At 45.2% G+C, this 17,727-nt stretch carries 17 protein-coding genes; 11 read left to right on the plus strand and 6 right to left on the minus strand.

Annotated features, from left to right (window positions below; genetic code table 11):
* Positions 1-10 precede the first annotated feature (10 nt).
* Positions 11-838: a metallophosphoesterase gene (locus AOX59_RS17485; protein WP_068447472.1), complete on the minus strand. Its 828-nt coding sequence runs from the start codon at positions 836-838 to the stop codon at positions 11-13.
* A gap of 230 nt (positions 839-1,068) precedes the next feature.
* Here AOX59_RS17485 and hmpA point away from each other — a divergent pair, with 230 nt between their 5' ends.
* From hmpA to AOX59_RS17505, 4 genes are all read left to right on the plus strand, one after another.
* Positions 1,069-2,322, plus strand: coding sequence for an NO-inducible flavohemoprotein (gene hmpA, locus AOX59_RS17490; protein ID WP_082684252.1), 1,254 nt, complete (start codon positions 1,069-1,071; stop codon positions 2,320-2,322).
* A gap of 161 nt (positions 2,323-2,483) precedes the next feature.
* On the plus strand, positions 2,484-2,783 hold the full coding sequence (locus AOX59_RS17495) for a hypothetical protein (protein ID WP_068447476.1): 300 nt from the start codon (positions 2,484-2,486) through the stop codon (positions 2,781-2,783).
* Positions 2,784-3,527 carry an RQC-minor-1 family DNA-binding protein gene (locus AOX59_RS17500; protein ID WP_068447479.1) on the plus strand — a complete coding sequence of 248 codons (744 nt, stop codon included), beginning with the start codon at positions 2,784-2,786 and terminating at the stop codon, positions 3,525-3,527.
* Positions 3,528-3,686: 159 nt separating this feature from the next.
* The gene (locus tag AOX59_RS17505; protein WP_068447480.1) at positions 3,687-3,875 is read left to right on the plus strand and encodes a hypothetical protein; all 189 of its coding nucleotides are present in this window, start codon (positions 3,687-3,689) and stop codon (positions 3,873-3,875) included.
* Positions 3,876-4,078: 203 nt separating this feature from the next.
* Here the strand turns inward: AOX59_RS17505 and htpX are convergent, their stop codons facing one another.
* The gene (htpX, locus tag AOX59_RS17510; protein WP_068447482.1) at positions 4,079-4,996 is read right to left on the minus strand and encodes a protease HtpX; all 918 of its coding nucleotides are present in this window, start codon (positions 4,994-4,996) and stop codon (positions 4,079-4,081) included.
* 153 nt (positions 4,997-5,149) lie between these two features.
* Here htpX and AOX59_RS17515 point away from each other — a divergent pair, with 153 nt between their 5' ends.
* Positions 5,150-6,058 (plus strand): DMT family transporter, encoded by a 909-nt coding sequence (locus tag AOX59_RS17515; protein ID WP_068447484.1) that lies wholly within the window; start codon positions 5,150-5,152, stop codon positions 6,056-6,058.
* A 144-nt stretch (positions 6,059-6,202) separates the two neighbouring features.
* On the opposite strand, the gene AOX59_RS17520 is transcribed toward AOX59_RS17515, so the two are convergent.
* From AOX59_RS17520 to AOX59_RS17530, 3 genes are all read right to left on the minus strand, one after another.
* The gene (locus tag AOX59_RS17520; protein WP_068447486.1) at positions 6,203-6,412 is read right to left on the minus strand and encodes a hypothetical protein; all 210 of its coding nucleotides are present in this window, start codon (positions 6,410-6,412) and stop codon (positions 6,203-6,205) included.
* A 95-nt stretch (positions 6,413-6,507) separates the two neighbouring features.
* Positions 6,508-8,424, minus strand: a complete 1,917-nt coding sequence (locus AOX59_RS17525; RefSeq protein ID WP_068447488.1) for a vWA domain-containing protein — start codon at positions 8,422-8,424, stop codon at positions 6,508-6,510.
* Positions 8,425-8,472: 48 nt separating this feature from the next.
* On the minus strand, positions 8,473-9,354 hold the full coding sequence (locus tag AOX59_RS17530) for an ATP-binding protein (protein ID WP_068447489.1): 882 nt from the start codon (positions 9,352-9,354) through the stop codon (positions 8,473-8,475).
* A 308-nt stretch (positions 9,355-9,662) separates the two neighbouring features.
* Here AOX59_RS17530 and AOX59_RS20370 point away from each other — a divergent pair, with 308 nt between their 5' ends.
* The 5 genes from AOX59_RS20370 to AOX59_RS17555 all read left to right on the plus strand — a co-directional run bounded on the left by AOX59_RS20370 (position 9,663) and on the right by AOX59_RS17555 (position 15,585).
* Complete coding sequence (locus tag AOX59_RS20370; RefSeq protein ID WP_068447492.1) at positions 9,663-11,621, plus strand: S8 family serine peptidase; 1,959 nt, start codon at positions 9,663-9,665, stop codon at positions 11,619-11,621.
* Complete coding sequence (locus AOX59_RS20375; protein ID WP_068447494.1) at positions 11,582-13,618, plus strand: Fn3-like domain-containing protein; 2,037 nt, start codon at positions 11,582-11,584, stop codon at positions 13,616-13,618. Before AOX59_RS20370 ends, AOX59_RS20375 begins: the two co-directional genes overlap by 40 nt.
* Positions 13,619-13,696: 78 nt before the next feature.
* Positions 13,697-14,374, plus strand: coding sequence for a SipW-dependent-type signal peptide-containing protein (locus AOX59_RS17545; protein WP_068447495.1), 678 nt, complete (start codon positions 13,697-13,699; stop codon positions 14,372-14,374).
* Positions 14,375-14,403: 29 nt separating this feature from the next.
* Positions 14,404-14,976, plus strand: a complete 573-nt coding sequence (sipW, locus tag AOX59_RS17550) for a signal peptidase I SipW (protein ID WP_068447497.1) — start codon at positions 14,404-14,406, stop codon at positions 14,974-14,976.
* 21 nt (positions 14,977-14,997) lie between these two features.
* Positions 14,998-15,585, plus strand: a complete 588-nt coding sequence (locus AOX59_RS17555; protein WP_068447499.1) for a CalY family protein — start codon at positions 14,998-15,000, stop codon at positions 15,583-15,585.
* A 380-nt stretch (positions 15,586-15,965) separates the two neighbouring features.
* Here AOX59_RS17555 and AOX59_RS17560 read toward each other — a convergent pair whose 3' ends face one another.
* Entirely contained in the window at positions 15,966-17,315 is a 1,350-nt protein-coding gene (locus AOX59_RS17560; RefSeq protein WP_068447501.1) for an alanine/glycine:cation symporter family protein, read from the minus strand.
* A gap of 140 nt (positions 17,316-17,455) precedes the next feature.
* Here AOX59_RS17560 and AOX59_RS20075 point away from each other — a divergent pair, with 140 nt between their 5' ends.
* On the plus strand, positions 17,456-17,614 hold the full coding sequence (locus AOX59_RS20075; RefSeq protein WP_169792890.1) for a hypothetical protein: 159 nt from the start codon (positions 17,456-17,458) through the stop codon (positions 17,612-17,614).
* The last annotated feature ends 113 nt before the right edge of the window (positions 17,615-17,727 follow it).

A 17,727-nucleotide genomic window follows, 5' to 3' on the forward strand; every position in this document is an offset into this window, starting at 1 on the left:
TTTTTTCGTCTTACCTGTGTGTTTCACCAATGATCCTTATCAGACTGATCTGGCTTTTGTTTAAAAACCGTACCGGGAGTCTGGTTGTGCCCAGTCCGCTGTCAATATACAAGTTCTGATCAGGTCCAAGCTGAAAGGTGCCTTTATCATATTTCGGAAAATAGCCCTGGCCGGGTGCAATCAGTGCACCAACTAAAGGGAATCTGATCTGACCGCCGTGGGTGTGACCGCTCAATATTAAATCGGCCGGTAGAGGCACATCCTGTTTTATGATGCCTGGTGCATGTGACAAGAGAACGGTATAGTTTTCACTGTTCATGTTCCTGAAGGCTTCACTGATATTGTCATGTTCTGTCGCAGAATCGTCAACGCCGGCTAGCGTTATAGTTGCGTTCCCGCGAGAGATACAGGCATTTTGGTTATTCAACATGTTCACGCCCCGTTCGCTCAGACCATTCAAGAATTGCGCAGTCAGGCCGTTTTCCCATTCATGATTGCCGCATACAAAATAGAAGTGCTGATTAATGGCCGTTAAGCGCTCAACCAGTGAAAAAATAGCGTCAAATCGCATGGTGGTTTTGTCAATCAGGTCGCCTGTCAGCACAATCACATCAGCATTGGCATGTTGGACAGTACTGATCAGCTGTTCATTGTTGGTGCCAAAAACACAATTATGAACATCACTGATCTGCAAAAGGGAAAACTGTGATCGAGCTGGCAGTTTTGTGCTTTTGAACGTCACTTTTTCCAGTTTGAAGTCGTTTGTATCATCCCGTATTTTCATGAAACAGGCGAATAGAATTGTTATAAATGTTAAAGCAGCAAACAACTTTTTCATGGTACACCATCCCAAAATCAGCATAAGTCATCTAAGTTTAGCACGTTTATTTCGCAGGTGGCAATTGGTTTTGCGGGCAAAGGGTTGTGAGATTCCTGCACAACGCTTTTTCTTAAATTTTTTCACAAAACTGACACAGCCAAGTGTGATTTGCATCACATCCCGGGGACGTTTTCAAGCTTAACATGGTGTATATAGGAAAAATCATTACTTTGCTGGAGGGAACTTCATTGAGCCTGGATAAAGAAAAACTCGAAATTGTTAAAGCAACGGCACCTGTTTTAAAGAAAAACAGTATTGAAATCGGCAAACACTTCTATGAATTGCTGTTCACAAAGGTTCCGGAACTGCGCAACATATTTAATCAGACGAACCAGAAAAGAGGACTGCAGCAGGAAGCGCTCGTCTATTCGGTGTATGCTGCAGGGGAAAATATCGATAGTATGGAAAATATCAATCAGCTTGTCGAACGTATCGCTGAAAAGCATGTGTCACTCGGTGTCAAACCGGAACAATATCCGATTGTCGGCGAGGTCTTGATCGAAGCTGTTCAGGATGTGCTGGGAGATGCTGCAACAGATGATGTGATTGAGGCATGGCGCGCCGCGTATGATTATATCGCCAATCTGTTTATTGAAATCGAAAAGAAAAAATTTGATAAGACAGAACAACAAGAGGGTGGCTGGACAGGATTCCGTGAGTTTGTTGTGGATGAGAAAATACAGGAAACAAGCGATGTTGTATCATTATGCCTTAAACCGAAAGATGGTCAGCCCATTGCAGCTTATAAGGCGGGACAGTATTTGACGATTAAAGCTGATATTGATGGTGAACCTCATACACATATGCGCCAATACAGCCTGTCCGGTCCGTCCGGCAAGGATTATTATAAAATCAGTGTCAAACGTGAAAAAGGCCATGGGGATTGGCCTGATGGTGTTGTTTCCGGTTATCTGCACGATCAGGCGAGAGAAGGTGACACGCTTGAACTTTCCGCCCCTGCAGGTGACTTCACAATCACGAGCGAGAAGGGGCCAATCGTACTGCTGAGTGGTGGAATCGGACTGACACCGGTGGTCGGAATGCTTGATACGATTGCAGAAAAAGACCCCAATCGTCCGGTTACGTTCATTCATGCGACACAAAACAGTTCAGCACATGCAATGAAAGCGCACATTGAACAAATTGCCGCCGATCATGCGAATGTGTCCTCGTTTGTCTGCTATGATAGTCCGAGTGACGCGGATCGGACAAGCCGGAATTATGATAAGGAAGGCTTTGTTGATTTGCCATGGCTTCAATCGATTCTATCGTGCGGCAACAAGGCTGATTTCTATTGCTGCGGTCCCGCGCCATTCATGAAAGCCGTCGACCAGGGACTTAAAGAATGGGGTGTTTCAAGCGAGAAGCGTCATTATGAATTGTTTAACCCGGTGAGTATGTTGAATGAACGAAGCGAGGAAAAAGAGGCTGCAATACTGTAATATGGTTATGGTTTTATATGAGAACAAGAAACGCGCTATGTAGCGTTTATTAAGCCAAAGTCAGGACTATGCGCCTGGCTTTTTTGGTTCAAATTTATTTTTAAAAGTGATATTCTTGTTTTAACGATTCATTTCGGTAGAGAAGAAAGGGACTGACATCATTGGGGAAAAGTAAGAGGCATGCAACCTGGGCAGAAGCAAAAAAACGCTGCCGCCTAAACCAAGCTGATATACGAATGGCGAAGGAACTTGGCATGAAACCGAAAAGCCTCATCAAAAATATCCCCGGACCAAAACAGCTTTGGAAAGCACCTGTGAAGGTTTGGGTGCGTGAACTTTATGAAGAAAAATTTGGGAAAGTGCTGAGGCCTGAAAAACCGCAGCCGGCACAATCGGGGAAACAATCGAAAAAACCCCCGGAGAGCCAACAGTATATTCCGGATGAGGAGTTGCCATTTTAAATGAAACGATTAGATGAAGGTGAAATTCTGACAATTCTGCGCGCAGCTGATGAGATTATTGCAAGTGGCGGACGGACACTGCTTGCTAAAATTTTAAAAGGGTCTGGTGAGAAAAAAATTCTGGAGTTAGGATTGGACGCGTGCCCGGTTTACGGTTATTTTAAACCGGAGAAACTGGATACCGTATTAGAGAAGATCGACTGGATGATTGATCATGATTTTCTGGATATTCAATACAGTGGAAAGTTACCGATGATCATTTTCACAGACCGTGGGTGGGAAATTGAACGTGATCAGCGGGTGGATGAATTTTTACAGGAATGGGACAGGTGGCTCTCAGCCGGTAAAAAAAGCCCCGATATGAGTTACTTAAAAGACCGGAACCGCGGAATGATATGGTTGCTGCTTGATAAAATACAGGAAACCGGAAACGAAAAGTACATTCCATACTTAAATGAGTGGGAGAAAGTTGATTATAAAAAGGTGAGAGCGAGGATTCGGGAGGTCGTCCATCAGTTGGAAACAGCTGCCCCGATTGATCGGCAAACGGCCACCGAACGGAGCGATTCAATCAACGCAGCACTGAAGGGTGCAGAACCGCATGACATCGACCTGCGATGCATCAAATGCGGTAATTATTTCACTTTTTCCGTTGGCGAGCAGCAGTTTTATAAACGAATGGGATTTGTTCATCCCAGACGATGTAAGTCCTGCCGGGAAAAAAGAGATTTGGAATTTTTATAAACGGTCAGGTAGTACGGAAAACAATATAAATGAAAGGTGAAATCGAGTATGAAATTGCAGTGATTTACACTCAAATGACCGCCTTAGAAATACAAAAGAATGGCATTAAAAAACCTCTATTGCGCAAACTAATCTAAAAGTGCAATGGAGGTTTTTTATATGAGGAAAAGTAATCAGACCGATGCAGAATCAATCAAAGAACAGAGCCGCCAATCCGGAATGTCATATAACGAGGCGAAGGAATATATCGCCCGGACCACTGGCGGGCATGGGACGAATGTTTACAGCAACACTAATACAGAAGCCGTGAAAAGGAAAAATCAAGAATCGGAAGACAATAAATCATAGAACCATCACTGGATTATTTGGTGACCGTGCGGGAAGGAGCTGAACTCGAGCGGGAAAGAGCTAAACTTGTGCGGGAACACCAATAACTCGTGCAGCCCCCGCCCAGTCAAGGTAAAAAAAGCGCTTCATAATGATCTTGTATAATCATATTGCAATCAAAAAACGCCATGAGCCTAAACAAGGCTGCATGGCGTTTCTCTATTTTAATCTCGTTCCAATCGCGCAATCCGCTCATCGATCGGCGGGTGGGATGAGAACAGGGAAACCATTTTGCTCTTTCCATTAATTTTCATCGTTTGGATAGCTGCATCATCGGTCTGGTCCTTCATTTGAGCCAGTCCTGTGTTATTTTTCAGCGAACGCAAGGCATGTGCCATTTTGTCGCGTCCGGCAAGGTCCGCTCCGCCACGGTCAGCACGGTATTCGCGGTACCTTGAAAATGCACTGACAACGATGCTGCCGAGGATTGAGAAAAGGATCTGAAAAATAATGATTGACGCAATATGCACGACAGTCTGCAGTTCAGATCGCACAAGCCGTGAGACAATAATGGCTGCAATCCTTGACAAAAAGACGACAAATGTATTGACGATACCTTGCAGCAGCGTCATGGTGACCATATCACCGTTGGCCACGTGCGCGATTTCGTGGGCGATGACACCTTCAACCGCGTCATCATCCATTTGTTGCAATAATCCGCTTGAAACTGCAACGAGCGATCTTTTTTTAGTAGGTCCTGTTGCAAAAGCATTTACTTCGCGTGACTGATAAATACCGACTTCAGGCATGTGCATCAGACCTGCTGCCCGGGACAGCCGGTGAACTTTTTCAACTATCGCACGCTCCTGTGCGGTCAGCTGTTCATTTGGATCAAGCACTTTGACCCGCATCATTTTCTTGGCAACGATCCGTGATATGGCAAGTGAAAGGAATGAGCCGATGAAGCCGACAAGCAAACTGAATACCAATAATGATCCGTAGTTGATGCCGGCAAGTCCTTCACCACCATTCGTAAATGATCCGCTTAAGTCGGTGAATGATATAATAACTGACCAGACAATGACAATCGTGGTCAATACGAGAATGTTTGTCAGTAAAAAAAGAAATAGCCGTTTTGCCATTTGGTTCCTCCTCAATTTAAATCGATATCGCTATTATACCATTTTTGCATAAAAAAAGAGAAATGTTTTTCAAGGTGCTGGGCAGGAAAAAGTTTACGCAACTTGTTATCATAGTTAGACATATTGTTTTTAACGAACCGGGGGGATAAATTCATGGCTCGAATTTATACGCTTCTATTACTGGTCATGCTGATGTGGGGCTTAAATGTTTCAGCGATTAAAGTGCTTGTTGATGCGATTGACCCGTTGCTGTTAACCGGATTCCGGGTAATGACAGCAGGGGTTGCTGTGTTAGTGATCGCTTCTTTCATGGGGATATTCCGTCTGCCGCGCAAGCAGGAGTGGCTGATTATTTCCTACATAGCTATCTTTAATGTCATGTTACACCACTCATTTGTGGCGATTGGTCTGGATTTGACGAGTGGCATCAATGGATCGCTCATTCTGGGGATGAACCCGCTTATCACAGCGATGCTTGCTTTTCTGATTTTGGGCCAGCGCATGACATGGCTGCGCGTGTTTGGGTTTGTGTTAGGTTTTATCGGTGTTGTTATCACAACAATGATGGGTACAGGAGAATTATCAGGTATTTCACTTGGAGATTTCATTGTATTTTTAGGGGTTGTGGTGCAAGGATTCAGCTTTGTTTTGATCAGTAAATTGAACCCGTCATTGGATCCAAGACTGGCGACAGGATACATGCTTGTCATCGGTGCGACTGTTATTTTGCTGACAAGTCAAGTACTTGGAGCAAGCGTTCAAGAGATGACGAATTTGATTGACTGGCAGCTGGGCTTGGCTTTTCTCTTCAGTGCTATAATGGCCACAGCATTCGGGCATATGACGTACAATTATGCGATAAAAAAGACCGGTCCTGCCGAGACAGCGATTTTTCTCAATATGAATACACTATTTGCTGTCATTGGCTCGTCGATATTCTTAAATGAAACAATCACGCTGAATCATGTAGCCGGCTTTCTGCTCATATTATGCGGGGTTTTTCTCGGGACCGGCGCTCTGGAATACCTGTTGCTAAAACGAAGGAAGAAGACGCGTTTTTAAGGATATCTATCTACAGAAGCGGACAGAGTGTAAGGTGCGCTTGAGTCGTGCAGCAGCGCAACAAACTTGTGCTAGAGGTGCTCAAACCCTTGTAAGAGAGCATAGATCGCCGAGTGGAATCAAGCGTGTAAAACGAATCATCATCTATTTCTTCGTGTTTGACCATGTTTTGCCATCAAGATTATTTAAGGCGGTTTTTTCGACAGAATTAAACCGGCTTTCTTTTGTCAGATCTTCGTTATGGCCGGGATACTGCTCAAATTCGTTGCCCAGAACATCATTTATCACATTGGGACTGTTCGTTTCCCGTTGTATGTTTCTGACTTGTTGTCTAAAGCGGTCGTTGTTTTTCATGGGAGAAGCCTCCATTCATTAATGCGTATGTTTCTTATTCTTCCAGTCTTTGCATTAATTATACGAAGGCCAGGGGGTCTGACCCCCCTGAAGGATCACATCACTTTCAACAGCAATTTTTTCAAAAGCGGGGCGAAATGATCCGGCAACTCGGCAATGCTTGGAACCATCACACGCTCGCGGCCATAAATACTCTGCATGAGTTCGTCTTCCTGTTCACTGATATCGCCTTCAGCCAGAAATAAGCCGACAACATCAATGCCTTTTTTGCGGGTTTCGGACACGGCCATGTTTGTGTCAACGATGCCATTTTCAGTGTAATTGGATGCAGCCGGTTCGCCGTCTGAGAAGACAAGCAGGAAGCGGTTCTTTTCACTGCGGACTTCGAGTTCTTCAGCGGCAACACGTATGCTGTAGCCGTCACGGTTGTCTTCCTGAGCTTCTAACTGCATGATGCCAGCGCCATTGTTCTCGTAAAGTGAATGGTTAAAGGAATGGATTTTATGAAAATAATTGGGCTGATATTGTTCTTTTACACCTGTTGCTTCTTCCCAGAAACCAATGATGGCATGCGGGATTTTCAAGTCTTTAAGCACTTCATGAAACAGGATAACGCTTTTTTTCGTTTCTTCCATCTTATTCATCATCGAGGCTGAACAATCCACGAGCAATGTAAAAGCGGCATCCATTTCTTTTGATTCCTCATCTTTTTTGTAGAAAAGCCGCGGATAGTCTTCGGTCACCGCCGGAATTAAATTTTTAGACAGTCGTCCGCTGGTCAAATTGCCGCGGGGTGTCTGCCGCTTATGTTCCAGCATTTTCTCAATTGTTTTCGAGAGCCGGCGCTGATAGGGAGCGATTTCCTCTGCGTATTGCCGGTACAGTTCTTCATCTTCTGCAGATGGTTTTTCAGCGTTTTCAGTCACTTTTACAGCGTGCTGGTTTTCCCGGCCATAACCACCGCCTGCCGATTCGTCATGCTGGCTGTCCTGGCGTTTCTCCATCGCTTGCATATTGGAAAAGTCATTCTGATCACTGTCGCCGGATGTGCCTTGAATACCTACACGAGCCTGGTCGCCTTCCTCTGTTTCGCGCGCGCCTTCACCCACCAGACTTGAACGCGTTCCCTGTTCCAATTCAAACTGCATGAAATTTTGCTTTCGGTCGGCATTTTCGTTTTCGCCGTGCCACGTGGAAAATTGCTGTTCGAATGTTTCGCTGTCTTCTTCGCTGACGCCTTCTTCAAGGCTCTCGTTGGCCAGCGGATCAGTGCGTGTCAGCTCATCAAATGCATTTTGTTCTGTATAGTCAGCAAGATTGGCGACTGGAAATACGAAATACGCGTGCATCATGTCGGTATAATCGGATTCCAGCCGAAAGACAATTTGTTCGGTAATTCGGGCGATATCACGTGTGCTGCCGGCTTCAAACAATTGGAAAATCATGGGTTTCAGTTCCTTTAGCTGCTTAGCCTGTCTTTCAGTGGCCGCGGAAAAAGAAGGATCAGGTGTCTTAGCTTGTGTCAGCAAAAAAGTTAGACAGTACAACTCATCAAGGGAAAGACTTCGTGTCACATTCGCCTCAAGCTGTTGGGTGAAAAACCGGCTTAAATAGCTTCTGCGAACAGCAAATAAGTTTGCTATTCCGGGACGCTGCTTTTTGACGATTTCCTCAAGCCGGATATTCTCAAACAACGTAAATAACTGACCGGCAAACTTGGGGAGCTGCGATTCGGACATATCTTCCATAAAACGCTGCATTGCCGGAATATCAGAATGATGCAGCGTTCCGACCGTCCGCAGCAGGATGTCCGTCTTGAAACCCGCTTCTCTTGCTTTAGGGTTGCCGATTCCCCAATTGGCACTTGCGGTTATTTTATAATGTTCGTTATCAATCGCTGACCCATAGGCATAGTCAAATTTCAATTCAGGAATTTCTGACAGGACTGACGCCAGATCCTGCAGCTGCAGGTACAGTTGGGTGTCGAAATTGGTTTCGCGAAATCGGAACATATGAATTCTCCTATCTATGAAAAGGGACCCCCATGTTCATCCCAAATTTTATCCAAATAGTGTCTCAGCTATGGTCATGACGAATTCCTTTTCCCGGTCTTCGTCGAGTTTATCGGCGATGGCGCGTTGGATGGCTCGTTTTGGCGGGATCATCGCACTCAAGTCACAGGCGTCAATTAAAGCACGGATGGAAGCGGCATCTTCCGCCAGCTTGCCTTGGGTGACCGCTTGAATCAGATCACCGGAGAGCTGCACAAACAAATCAGTTGTCCGTTCTTCATCCAAGCGGCTGGTGTCCTGAATCAGTTTTTTCAATAGCTCACCCTGCAGGTAAGGGATATCTATCACGACAAAGCGATTTTTCAACGCTTCATTAAGCGGGACTGTCCCGACATAGCCTTCATTGATTGCAGCAATCACACCAAAGCCTTCTCCAGCTGTGATGATTTCTTCGGTAAACGGATTGGTGATGGTGCGGCGGTAGTCCAGTACGCCGTTGATGAGCGGCAGTGTCTCCGGCTTGGCCATATTAATTTCATCAATATAAAGGAAGGTTCCGTTTTTCATCGCATTTGTGACAGGGCCGGGAACAAAATCAATTATTTGTTTGTCACCGTCATAGTCGAGTGTTTTAAAACCCATCAGGCTTTCTGCGTCCAGGTCGACTGAACAATTCACATTGAACATCGGCTGGTTGAACAAATTGGATAGCGTCTCGGCAAACCGTGTTTTACCTGAACCGGTCGGACCTTTCAGCAGCACATTTTTCCCCATGCTTAAAGCTGTGATGGCGTCCGTCAATAAATCCTCTTCAGGCGGGACGTATCCGCCTTCACGAATGAGATCCTTGAATGCACTGTTTTGATTGGTATTTCGATTATTATCTATTAAATGCCTGATTGATTCAGGCAGTTCATTATACTGTGTCATTGCTGTGCTCCTTTCAGAGGATGTTACAGACTCTCAATTGCTATTGTAACCTCAATTTTGATGGCTTGTCACCTTTTGCAGGCTGAGAAAGCTCTCCCCGAAATTTATCGAATTTATTAACATTCAATTTACAAGAAACCAGACTTTTTAACTAATTTTTAATTAATTTTGTATTACGATTAGTACTTTTGTAACTAGTACAACTATTCAAAATTATATAACATTGATTGTAACTGAATAATAGCCACACAAAATCTTGCGGGGAGGGATCAAACGAGCAGCCGATATTTTACTTAAGGGGGAGACACATGTTTAAAAAAGTTTCACTCGTTTTATTCGTATTTTTGCTGGCATTCAGTCATTTCTTTCATGTGAGTGCCGCAGAAATCACGGAAAAGACTCTTCAGGAGAATACAGCGAAAAAGAATCATTCGGAATCGCAAACACTCAAGGAAACGACGGATCCTGATGAAAAAGTCAGGGTTATTGTCGAACTGCAGGAGGATGCACCGATAGAGAAAGCAACTGAAAAAGGTGTAACGTTTAAAAGTCTGAAACCGACTGAAAAGGAAGAGCTGCAAAACCAGGCAAAACAGGCACAAGAGACAGTTAAAAACGAGATGAGTACGGAACAGATCGAGGCGGACTACCTCCAGGAATTCTCGACAGTTGTGAATGGTTTCAGTGCCGAGGTCAAACAGGGCGATATTGAATCTATTAAGAAGATTTCCAACGTTGACAAGGTACATACCGTGAATAAGTATAAACGTCCCGAGGCAACACCGGATATGAAATACAGCAAGGAATTGGTCCAAGCACAACAATCATGGCGGGATTATGGCTACAAAGGCGAAGGAATGACAGTCGGTGTTATTGATACCGGCATTGATCCGTCCCACCGCGATATGGTGCTGTCAGACGAAACGGAACCGGCCCACACTGAAGAATCGGTACAGGAAGCGGTTGAAAATGAAGATTTGCCGGGCGAATTTTATACAGAGAAAGTGCCATATGGATACAACTATATGGATGAAAATGATGAAATCGTTGATAATGCTGCGGGTGCTTCGATGCACGGCATGCATGTTGCCGGAACAGTCGGTGCAAATGGGGATGAAGAAAATGGCGGCATCATGGGCATCGCTCCTGAAGCACAGCTGTTGGCGTTAAAAGTTTTTGGCAACGACCCGGAAGTCGAGTACACCTATGGCGATATCTATGTTAAGGCAATGGACGACTCTATTAAACTCGGAGTCGATGCATTGAACCTGAGCCTTGGCTCTCCGGCAGGTTTTGTGAATGCTGATGCGCCTGAACAGCAAGCGGTCAAGCGTGCTGTTGATAATGGTGTGCTGGTGTCGATTTCCGCCGGCAACTCAAATAAATTTGCCGATGGGTTCTATTATCCGCTTGCCTCGAACCCGGATTACGGTGTGAATGGTTCACCGGGTATAGCGGAACATTCACTGCAAGTGGCTTCATACGAAAACACATATATGGATGTTGACGCAGTGGACTATACGATTGATGGAACAGAGGAAAGTGCGCCATTTCTTTCAGCAAGCAGCACACACCCATCCGATTATGTGCAAAAGTCCTTTGAAGTGGCAGATGTCGGACTTGGGTATCCGGAAGATTTTGAAGGCAAGGATGTACAGGGGAAATACGCTTTAATTCAGCGCGGCGAACTGGCGTTTACTGAGAAAACTTTGAATGCGCAGGAGGCTGGAGCTGAAGGGGCGATCATCTACAATAATGTGGATGGCATTGTCAATATGGCGACCGATGCCTCAATTGAAATTCCGCAGTTGTTCATGCTGAAAAATGACGGGGACAAGCTTGCCGCTGCCCTGCAGGATGGACAAGATGTCACCTTGAATTTCAATGACGGAACAGCAACCATCAGTAATCCGGATGCCGGAAAAATGAGTACGTTTACATCCTGGGGGCTGACACCGAATCTGGACTTTAAGCCGGAAATCACGGCTCCGGGCGGACAAATTTTGTCAACGCTGAATAATGATGAATACGGCTTGATGAGCGGCACATCCATGGCAGCACCGCATGTGTCGGGCGGTGGAGCACTTGTCATGCAGCAGCTTGATGAAGAATTTGGCCTTGAGGGTACAGGTCGTGTATCGATGGCAAAAAATATGATGATGAATACGAGTGAGTTAGTGGAATTTGAAGGTTCTTATGTATCACCCGCCGGCAGGGTGCGGGTCAGATGCAGCTTCATGCTGCCATGTCTTCACCGGCAGTGGTGACAAATGCAGAGACAAATGAAGCAAGTGTTGCCTTAAAGGAAATAACTGACAATAACGTGACATTTGAATTGACAGCAAGAAACCTGACAGATGAAGCGGTCACTTATGACGTTAAAGCCAATGCGCAGACAGATCAGCCTGTCGCTAATGGTGAGGATACACTCGTTGTTCCCAATCAGTTTGCGGCAATGGAGCTCCAAGGGGCTGCAACTGTTAATGGTGAAGATGTCAGCCAAATCGAAGTGCCAGCAAATGGGGAAGCGACCATTTCTGTTTCACTCGATGTCAGTGATATGGATGCCCAACTAATGGATAAATTCACAAATGGCTATTGGCTTGAAGGCTTTGTGACACTGACAGATCCGAATGATGTGAATCCTGAAATTTCAATTCCATATGTCGGCTTTAAAGGCGAGTGGGATGATGCACCAGTGTTGGACAAGCCGATGTGGGATGAGGATTCTTATTACGGGATGTCAGGGATTGCCACATCAAGTGGAGAAGATGAACAAGGCAACGAGCAATTTGCTTTCCTCGGTCAGGATTTAGAGACAGGTGAAACGGATCCTGAAAAAATTGCCTTTTCACCTAATGGCGACGATAACAAAGATGATGCATTAATGGTTCCGTCGTTTTTGAGGAATGCAAAAGAAGTGACATTTAACGTTTTAAATGAAAATAAAGAAAAAGTACGGACCATTGCAACCGAGTCATATATTGCCAAGAACTATTACGGTGCCGGCGCAGGACCGATGTATTATCTGGATTCATCAAGAACGTGGGATGGCAAAATTGATGGTGAAATGGCATCAGAAGGCAAGTATTATTTGCAGGTTGAAGCCGTTATCGACCATGATCAGGCCGAATGGCAATCACTTGAAATCCCGATTGAACTGGATACGACAGGACCTGAACTGGATGCGGAATTTAACACGGATTCGCAAACAGTGACCGTTGATGCAGAAGATAACCCGGATGGTTCCGGTTTTGCATATTGGGACGTGAGGGTTGACGGTGAATCCATACTTGAGGATCCATATAACGGCGGTGAAACCGAACATGAGCTGACGAAGAAATTGAAACCTGAACAAACTCTAAGCGTTACAGCTGTTGATTATGCTGGAAACCAGGTAAATGAAGTGGTATCAGAAGGAAATGATGAAACCATGCCGGAACTTCATCTGCAGACACCGGAATTCCAAGGTGTTGAAACTGAACGGGACGTAGAATTCTCAGGCTATGTAACCGATCAATCCGGCATCGAGGAAGTCACGGTTGATGGTGAGACGGCCGAGCTTGTTTATAACGAAGAACAAGACCGCTATGATTTTTCGGTTACCGTCAATCATGACAGTGATGGTTACTTTTTAAAGCATATCAGGGCAGTCGACAGCGCCGGTAACGAAGCGGAAATTGGCCGGAGATATTTTGTGGATACAGAAAAAGCGGAATTGCAGGTGGAAGCACCTGAGGAAACGGACGCTGATTCGATTAATGTCTCAGCAGCCATTACCGACAATTTCGATGATATCCGCTTATATGTCAACGGCAGTGAGGTCTATCGCCACGACCAGACCGAACCATATGGCATGAAAGGTTTTGAAGAGACGGTTGATGATATCGAACTGGATCTTGAGGACGGCAGCAACGCTTTCGAGTTCAAAGTGGTCGATCTTGGCGGACATGTGACCAAACAGACCGTCGAAATAGAGAAAGGCAGCGGTGATTCTGAATCAAGCATCGACGTTATGAAATCTCTCATTGAAGAATATGAAGCGAATGGGGAAATCACTGACAGTCAAGCAGCACGAATAATGAACAGGCAGCTGACAACGGTCGGGCACTTCCATGACAGCGGGGCAACAGACAAAGCTGTCAAGCATATGAACAGTTTCAAACAACTGCTTAAACATTATGAGCAAAATGGTCAGATAACAGAAGCGGCTGCAGCTGAACTGCGGAGTCATGCTGACAATTTGCTCGAAAAATGGCAATAGATAACTTTTAAACATTCTCAGTCTGCGGTAATTGCGAATTACCGCAGGAGGGATGTTTAACATCAGAGGGGTATAATCATGAGACGTTTTTGGCGGACAAAACAGAAACCGGATGTGAAAAGGAATATTGTGTTCGTGCTCGTGAACGGATATCTTTTGCTGCTGACGGTGGCACTATTAACCTCGCCGACAACGGCATATTTTACCGATTCAACTGTCATTGAAGGAAATATAGCTGCGGGTGAGTTTGCTTCTGAAGAAAATGAAGCGAAAGCAGATAAGGGTGATCAGGAAACCGTGCAGTCAGAAACAGATCAGGAAAGTGAATCCGAACAAGCGGATCAAAGTGACGAGGCAACTCAGCCGGAAAAAAACGGAGAGGATTCAGATGTGAACGATGAAGGCGACACGGATCAGGAAAAATCGGAAAACAATGAACAGCCGGATGCCGGTAAGGATGAAGGAAAGGAGGATGAAGAAGGCCAAACAGAAAAGGAGAATCCGGAAAACCAGGATGCAGGTGAACAAACAAACGAGACAAATCCGGAAAATCAGGATGAAGACGGACAAACAGAAGAGGAAAATCCGGAAAAGCTGGAGACGGACACTGAAACTAAAAAAGGAAACCCGGATAAACAGGATGACCAAGGAAAATCTAATGACAATGGAAAAGAAGCAGCGGAAACAGGTACGTCTTCAACATCCGATTCGAACACAAATCAGGACGGAACAAAGGATGACAGCACAAACGCGTGACAAAAAATTGGTATCGGGGTGATGAGTAAATGAAAGGGAAACGGGTTTTGAAGGTGATGAGTCACATTATAACAACATTGTTATTCATTGTTCTGCTCGTCACCTTGTTCTCGGTCATTGCGATGAGGGCTTCGGGAGGGGAAGCCGCTATTTTTGGTCATCAGCTTAAGTCAGTGCTGTCAGGATCCATGGAGCCGGAAATTCAAACCGGATCCATTATAGCGATTGATGTTGCTGATGCACAGAATACGTTTCAAAAAGGCGATGTTATAACGTTTCAGACAAACGATGACGCGCTTGTGACACACAGGATTACAGAAGTGGTTGATGGGCAGTATGTGACGAAAGGGGACGCGAATGACGCACCTGACGTGGAACCGGTGACGCAGGAAAGTATTATCGGAGAGTATACCGGATTTTCCATCCCGTATGCCGGTTATGTTATGACGTTCGCCAATTCCAGTGAAGGGGCTGCCATACTGTTAATACTTCCGGGGGTTTGCCTCATTATCTATTCCATGATAACGATTTGGCGTGCATTACGAACAATCGATCAGCCGAAAAAAGATGTGAAGAAAAATATCGAGCAAAGTGATATATAAATTATGAGAGGGGAATGTTAAGTGGGTATTAAAAAGCAACTGGGTATGGGAGTTATAACGGCAGCATTAGGTTTAACACTGGTCAGCGGGGGAACATATGCTTATTTCAGTTCAAGCGAGACGACAAACAATACATTTGCAGCAGGAACATTGGATCTGGCCGTGGAACCGACAACGCTCATTGAGGTGGACAGCCTGAAACCAGGTGATTCGATCACACGAAACTTCGAATTGCAGAACAGTGGTTCATTGAACATTAACAAAGTATTGCTGGAGACTGATTACAGCGTTACTGATGCGGAAGGCGACAATACCGGCGATTTCGGCGAACATATCCAGGTTGAGTTTTTATACAATGCCGATCAGCTGAATGAAGTCATTTATGAGACAACGTTAGCGGAATTAAGCAATATGGAACCGGAAGCTGTTAATGAAGAGGTTTTCATTCCTGCGTTAGGTGAAGATGGCCTTGAGGCTGATACTGCGGATGACCTTGTTGTCAAGTTTAATTTCGTTGATAGCGGTGAAGAGCAAAATCAATTTCAGGGTGACTCATTAAATCTTGAATGGACGTTTAATGCTCAGCAAACAGCAGGCGGAGATCAGTAGACTGCCCCTGCCTGTCCCTGCCAATAGTAGCGATGACCGGCGTTTTAATACCGTCGGACCAGGCTGTTGAAGTGCCCGGTCCGGCGGTTTTTTTACGGAGATATGGTATCAGATGCTCTGCTGCCGGAATGGTGCTCCATTCTGTCCCCTTGTCCCGCGCGGCACTTGGAAAATATCGCGTAGTCCCCAACCGATTTCGCGCGACTCCCGCGCATTGATCATCAAACTTCGCACAGCTGCCCGTTTCAGATCATACAACTTCCGCCCCCAAACAGTGCAGCCTCCAGACGAGAACAGTGTACTTTCATCCAGCACTAAACCTTTTAAACAACCTAAAAAGCGCCCCGCTCTTAATTAAGCGAGGCGCTGTTTTAGCGTTCTCAGGCAGCTTCTTTTTTCTCCTTGGCCCGTACGTCTTTAAATCGTTTTGTTTCCTTAACAACGACTCCCGATAGGAATAAGAGCCCGATCAAGTTCGGTATAGCCATTAGCCCGTTGAAAATGTCGCCAAGATTCCAGACGACTTCCAGTGATAATGTGGCACCGGGCACGATAGCCAATACGAAAATAACACGGTAAAGCAAGGTGAAATTATCGCCAAACATGTATGTGAAACATTTTTCCCCGAAATAGCCCCAGCCTACAATAGTGGAGAAGATAAATGTCAGCAGTGTTACAGCAACGATAATGTCACCATAGCCCGGCAGCAGCAATTCGAATGACTGTGCGGTGAGCGCTGCGCCTTCTATACCACTTCCGTAAAGGTCTGCCATTGTCAGCGTGAGACCTGTAATTGTACAGACGATAATTGTATCGATAAATACCTGTGTCATTGAAATCAGTGCCTGGCGTGCCGGCACATCTGTGCGTGCGGCTGCAGCAGCAATCCCGCCGGTACCAAGACCTGCTTCGTTGGAAAACAGCCCGCGGGCAACACCCATCCGGATAACTGTTCCAATCGCACCCCCGGCAACGGCTTCACCGGTAAAAGCGTCGGAGAAGATTAAGCTGAAAGCGCTTGGTACTGCATCGATATTTAAGAAAATAATGATAAAACCAGCTATCAGGTAAAAAACAACCATCACCGGTACGAGAATACTAACTGTGCGACCGATTGATTTGACCCCGCCGATAATAACAAGGCCCACCAGAATGGCGAAAATCACGCCGGTTATCCAGAGCGGTATGTTAAACACATCATTGGCAACGTCTGAAGCGGCGTTTGCCTGGATCATGTTACCGATTCCGAAGATGGCCGCAAAGACTGCAAAAAAGGCAAACAAAATACCTAGCCATCTTTGTCCGAGTCCTTTTTCAATATAATACATCGGACCGCCGGACATTTCACCTTTAGCATTTGTTTGTCGATATTTCACTCCGAGAATGCCCTCGGAATATTTTGTCGCCATACCTACAAGCGCGGTAATCCACATCCAGAATACAGCACCTGGACCACCGGCGACAACTGCTGTTGCTACCCCAACGACATTACCGGTTCCAACTGTCGCAGCGAGTGCAGTCATTAGTGCCTGGAAGTGTGAAATATCACCTTTCGATTTTTTATCCTGCTTTTTAAAGGTGATGCTTAATGCATAGGGCAGCATTCGAAAAGAGAAAAACGCTAATCGAACGGTTAAGTATAACCCTGTCCCTACTAACAGGATGATCAGAGGCAATCCCCAGATGTAACCGCTTATTTGACCAGTTACATCTGCAAACCATTCGCCCATTATTATTCCCCCTTGAAACAATATAGTGTACAAGGTATATGAATATTTGAAAAATGTCAATAAATCCTATAAATTATTTCGATGATTGTTTGTCATATTTTAAAGGTAAGCGGAAAAGATACTGTAAGGAGGGAATTTTTATGTCAGAACAAAATAAAAACCGTAACAAAGATAAGAATAAGCAAAATAATAAAAACAGGTTCGTGAAGCAAAAACCTGATCCTGATACGGAATTTGCTGAGGACCGGGAGTATCTTAATCTGGATAACAAGCGAAATAAGCGGCATCGGCCGAAATGATTGTCGGGCATTTTGGCATTGGCCGGTTGAGACTGTCAGATTTAGTATTGCCATGTTTCGAAATGCGTCTAAAAAAGGTTTCAGAAGTCTTCATGACTTTCTGAAACCTTTTT

The sequence above is a fragment of the Lentibacillus amyloliquefaciens genome, from assembly GCF_001307805.1.
In the GTDB taxonomy this organism is placed as follows: Bacteria; Bacillota; Bacilli; order Bacillales; family Amphibacillaceae; genus Lentibacillus; species Lentibacillus amyloliquefaciens.

Excerpts from the sequence above, each read along its gene's own strand:
- AOX59_RS17485 (WP_068447472.1), bottom strand. The coding sequence starts at position 838 with ATGAAAAAGTTGTTTGCTGCTTTAACATTTATAACAATTCTATTCGCC.
- AOX59_RS17500 (WP_068447479.1), top strand. The coding sequence starts at position 2,784 with ATGAAACGATTAGATGAAGGTGAAATTCTGACAATTCTGCGCGCAGCT.
- AOX59_RS17505 (WP_068447480.1), top strand. The coding sequence starts at position 3,687 with ATGAGGAAAAGTAATCAGACCGATGCAGAATCAATCAAAGAACAGAGC.
- htpX (WP_068447482.1), bottom strand. The coding sequence starts at position 4,996 with ATGGCAAAACGGCTATTTCTTTTTTTACTGACAAACATTCTCGTATTG.
- AOX59_RS17515 (WP_068447484.1), top strand. The coding sequence starts at position 5,150 with ATGGCTCGAATTTATACGCTTCTATTACTGGTCATGCTGATGTGGGGC.
- AOX59_RS17520 (WP_068447486.1), bottom strand. The coding sequence starts at position 6,412 with ATGAAAAACAACGACCGCTTTAGACAACAAGTCAGAAACATACAACGG.
- AOX59_RS17525 (WP_068447488.1), bottom strand. The coding sequence starts at position 8,424 with ATGTTCCGATTTCGCGAAACCAATTTCGACACCCAACTGTACCTGCAG.
- AOX59_RS17530 (WP_068447489.1), bottom strand. The coding sequence starts at position 9,354 with ATGACACAGTATAATGAACTGCCTGAATCAATCAGGCATTTAATAGAT.
- AOX59_RS20370 (WP_068447492.1), top strand. The coding sequence starts at position 9,663 with ATGTTTAAAAAAGTTTCACTCGTTTTATTCGTATTTTTGCTGGCATTC.
- AOX59_RS20375 (WP_068447494.1), top strand. The coding sequence starts at position 11,582 with ATGCAGCTTCATGCTGCCATGTCTTCACCGGCAGTGGTGACAAATGCA.
- AOX59_RS17545 (WP_068447495.1), top strand. The coding sequence starts at position 13,697 with ATGAGACGTTTTTGGCGGACAAAACAGAAACCGGATGTGAAAAGGAAT.
- sipW (WP_068447497.1), top strand. The coding sequence starts at position 14,404 with ATGAAAGGGAAACGGGTTTTGAAGGTGATGAGTCACATTATAACAACA.
- AOX59_RS17560 (WP_068447501.1), bottom strand. The coding sequence starts at position 17,315 with ATGGGCGAATGGTTTGCAGATGTAACTGGTCAAATAAGCGGTTACATC.
- AOX59_RS20075 (WP_169792890.1), top strand. The coding sequence starts at position 17,456 with ATGTCAGAACAAAATAAAAACCGTAACAAAGATAAGAATAAGCAAAAT.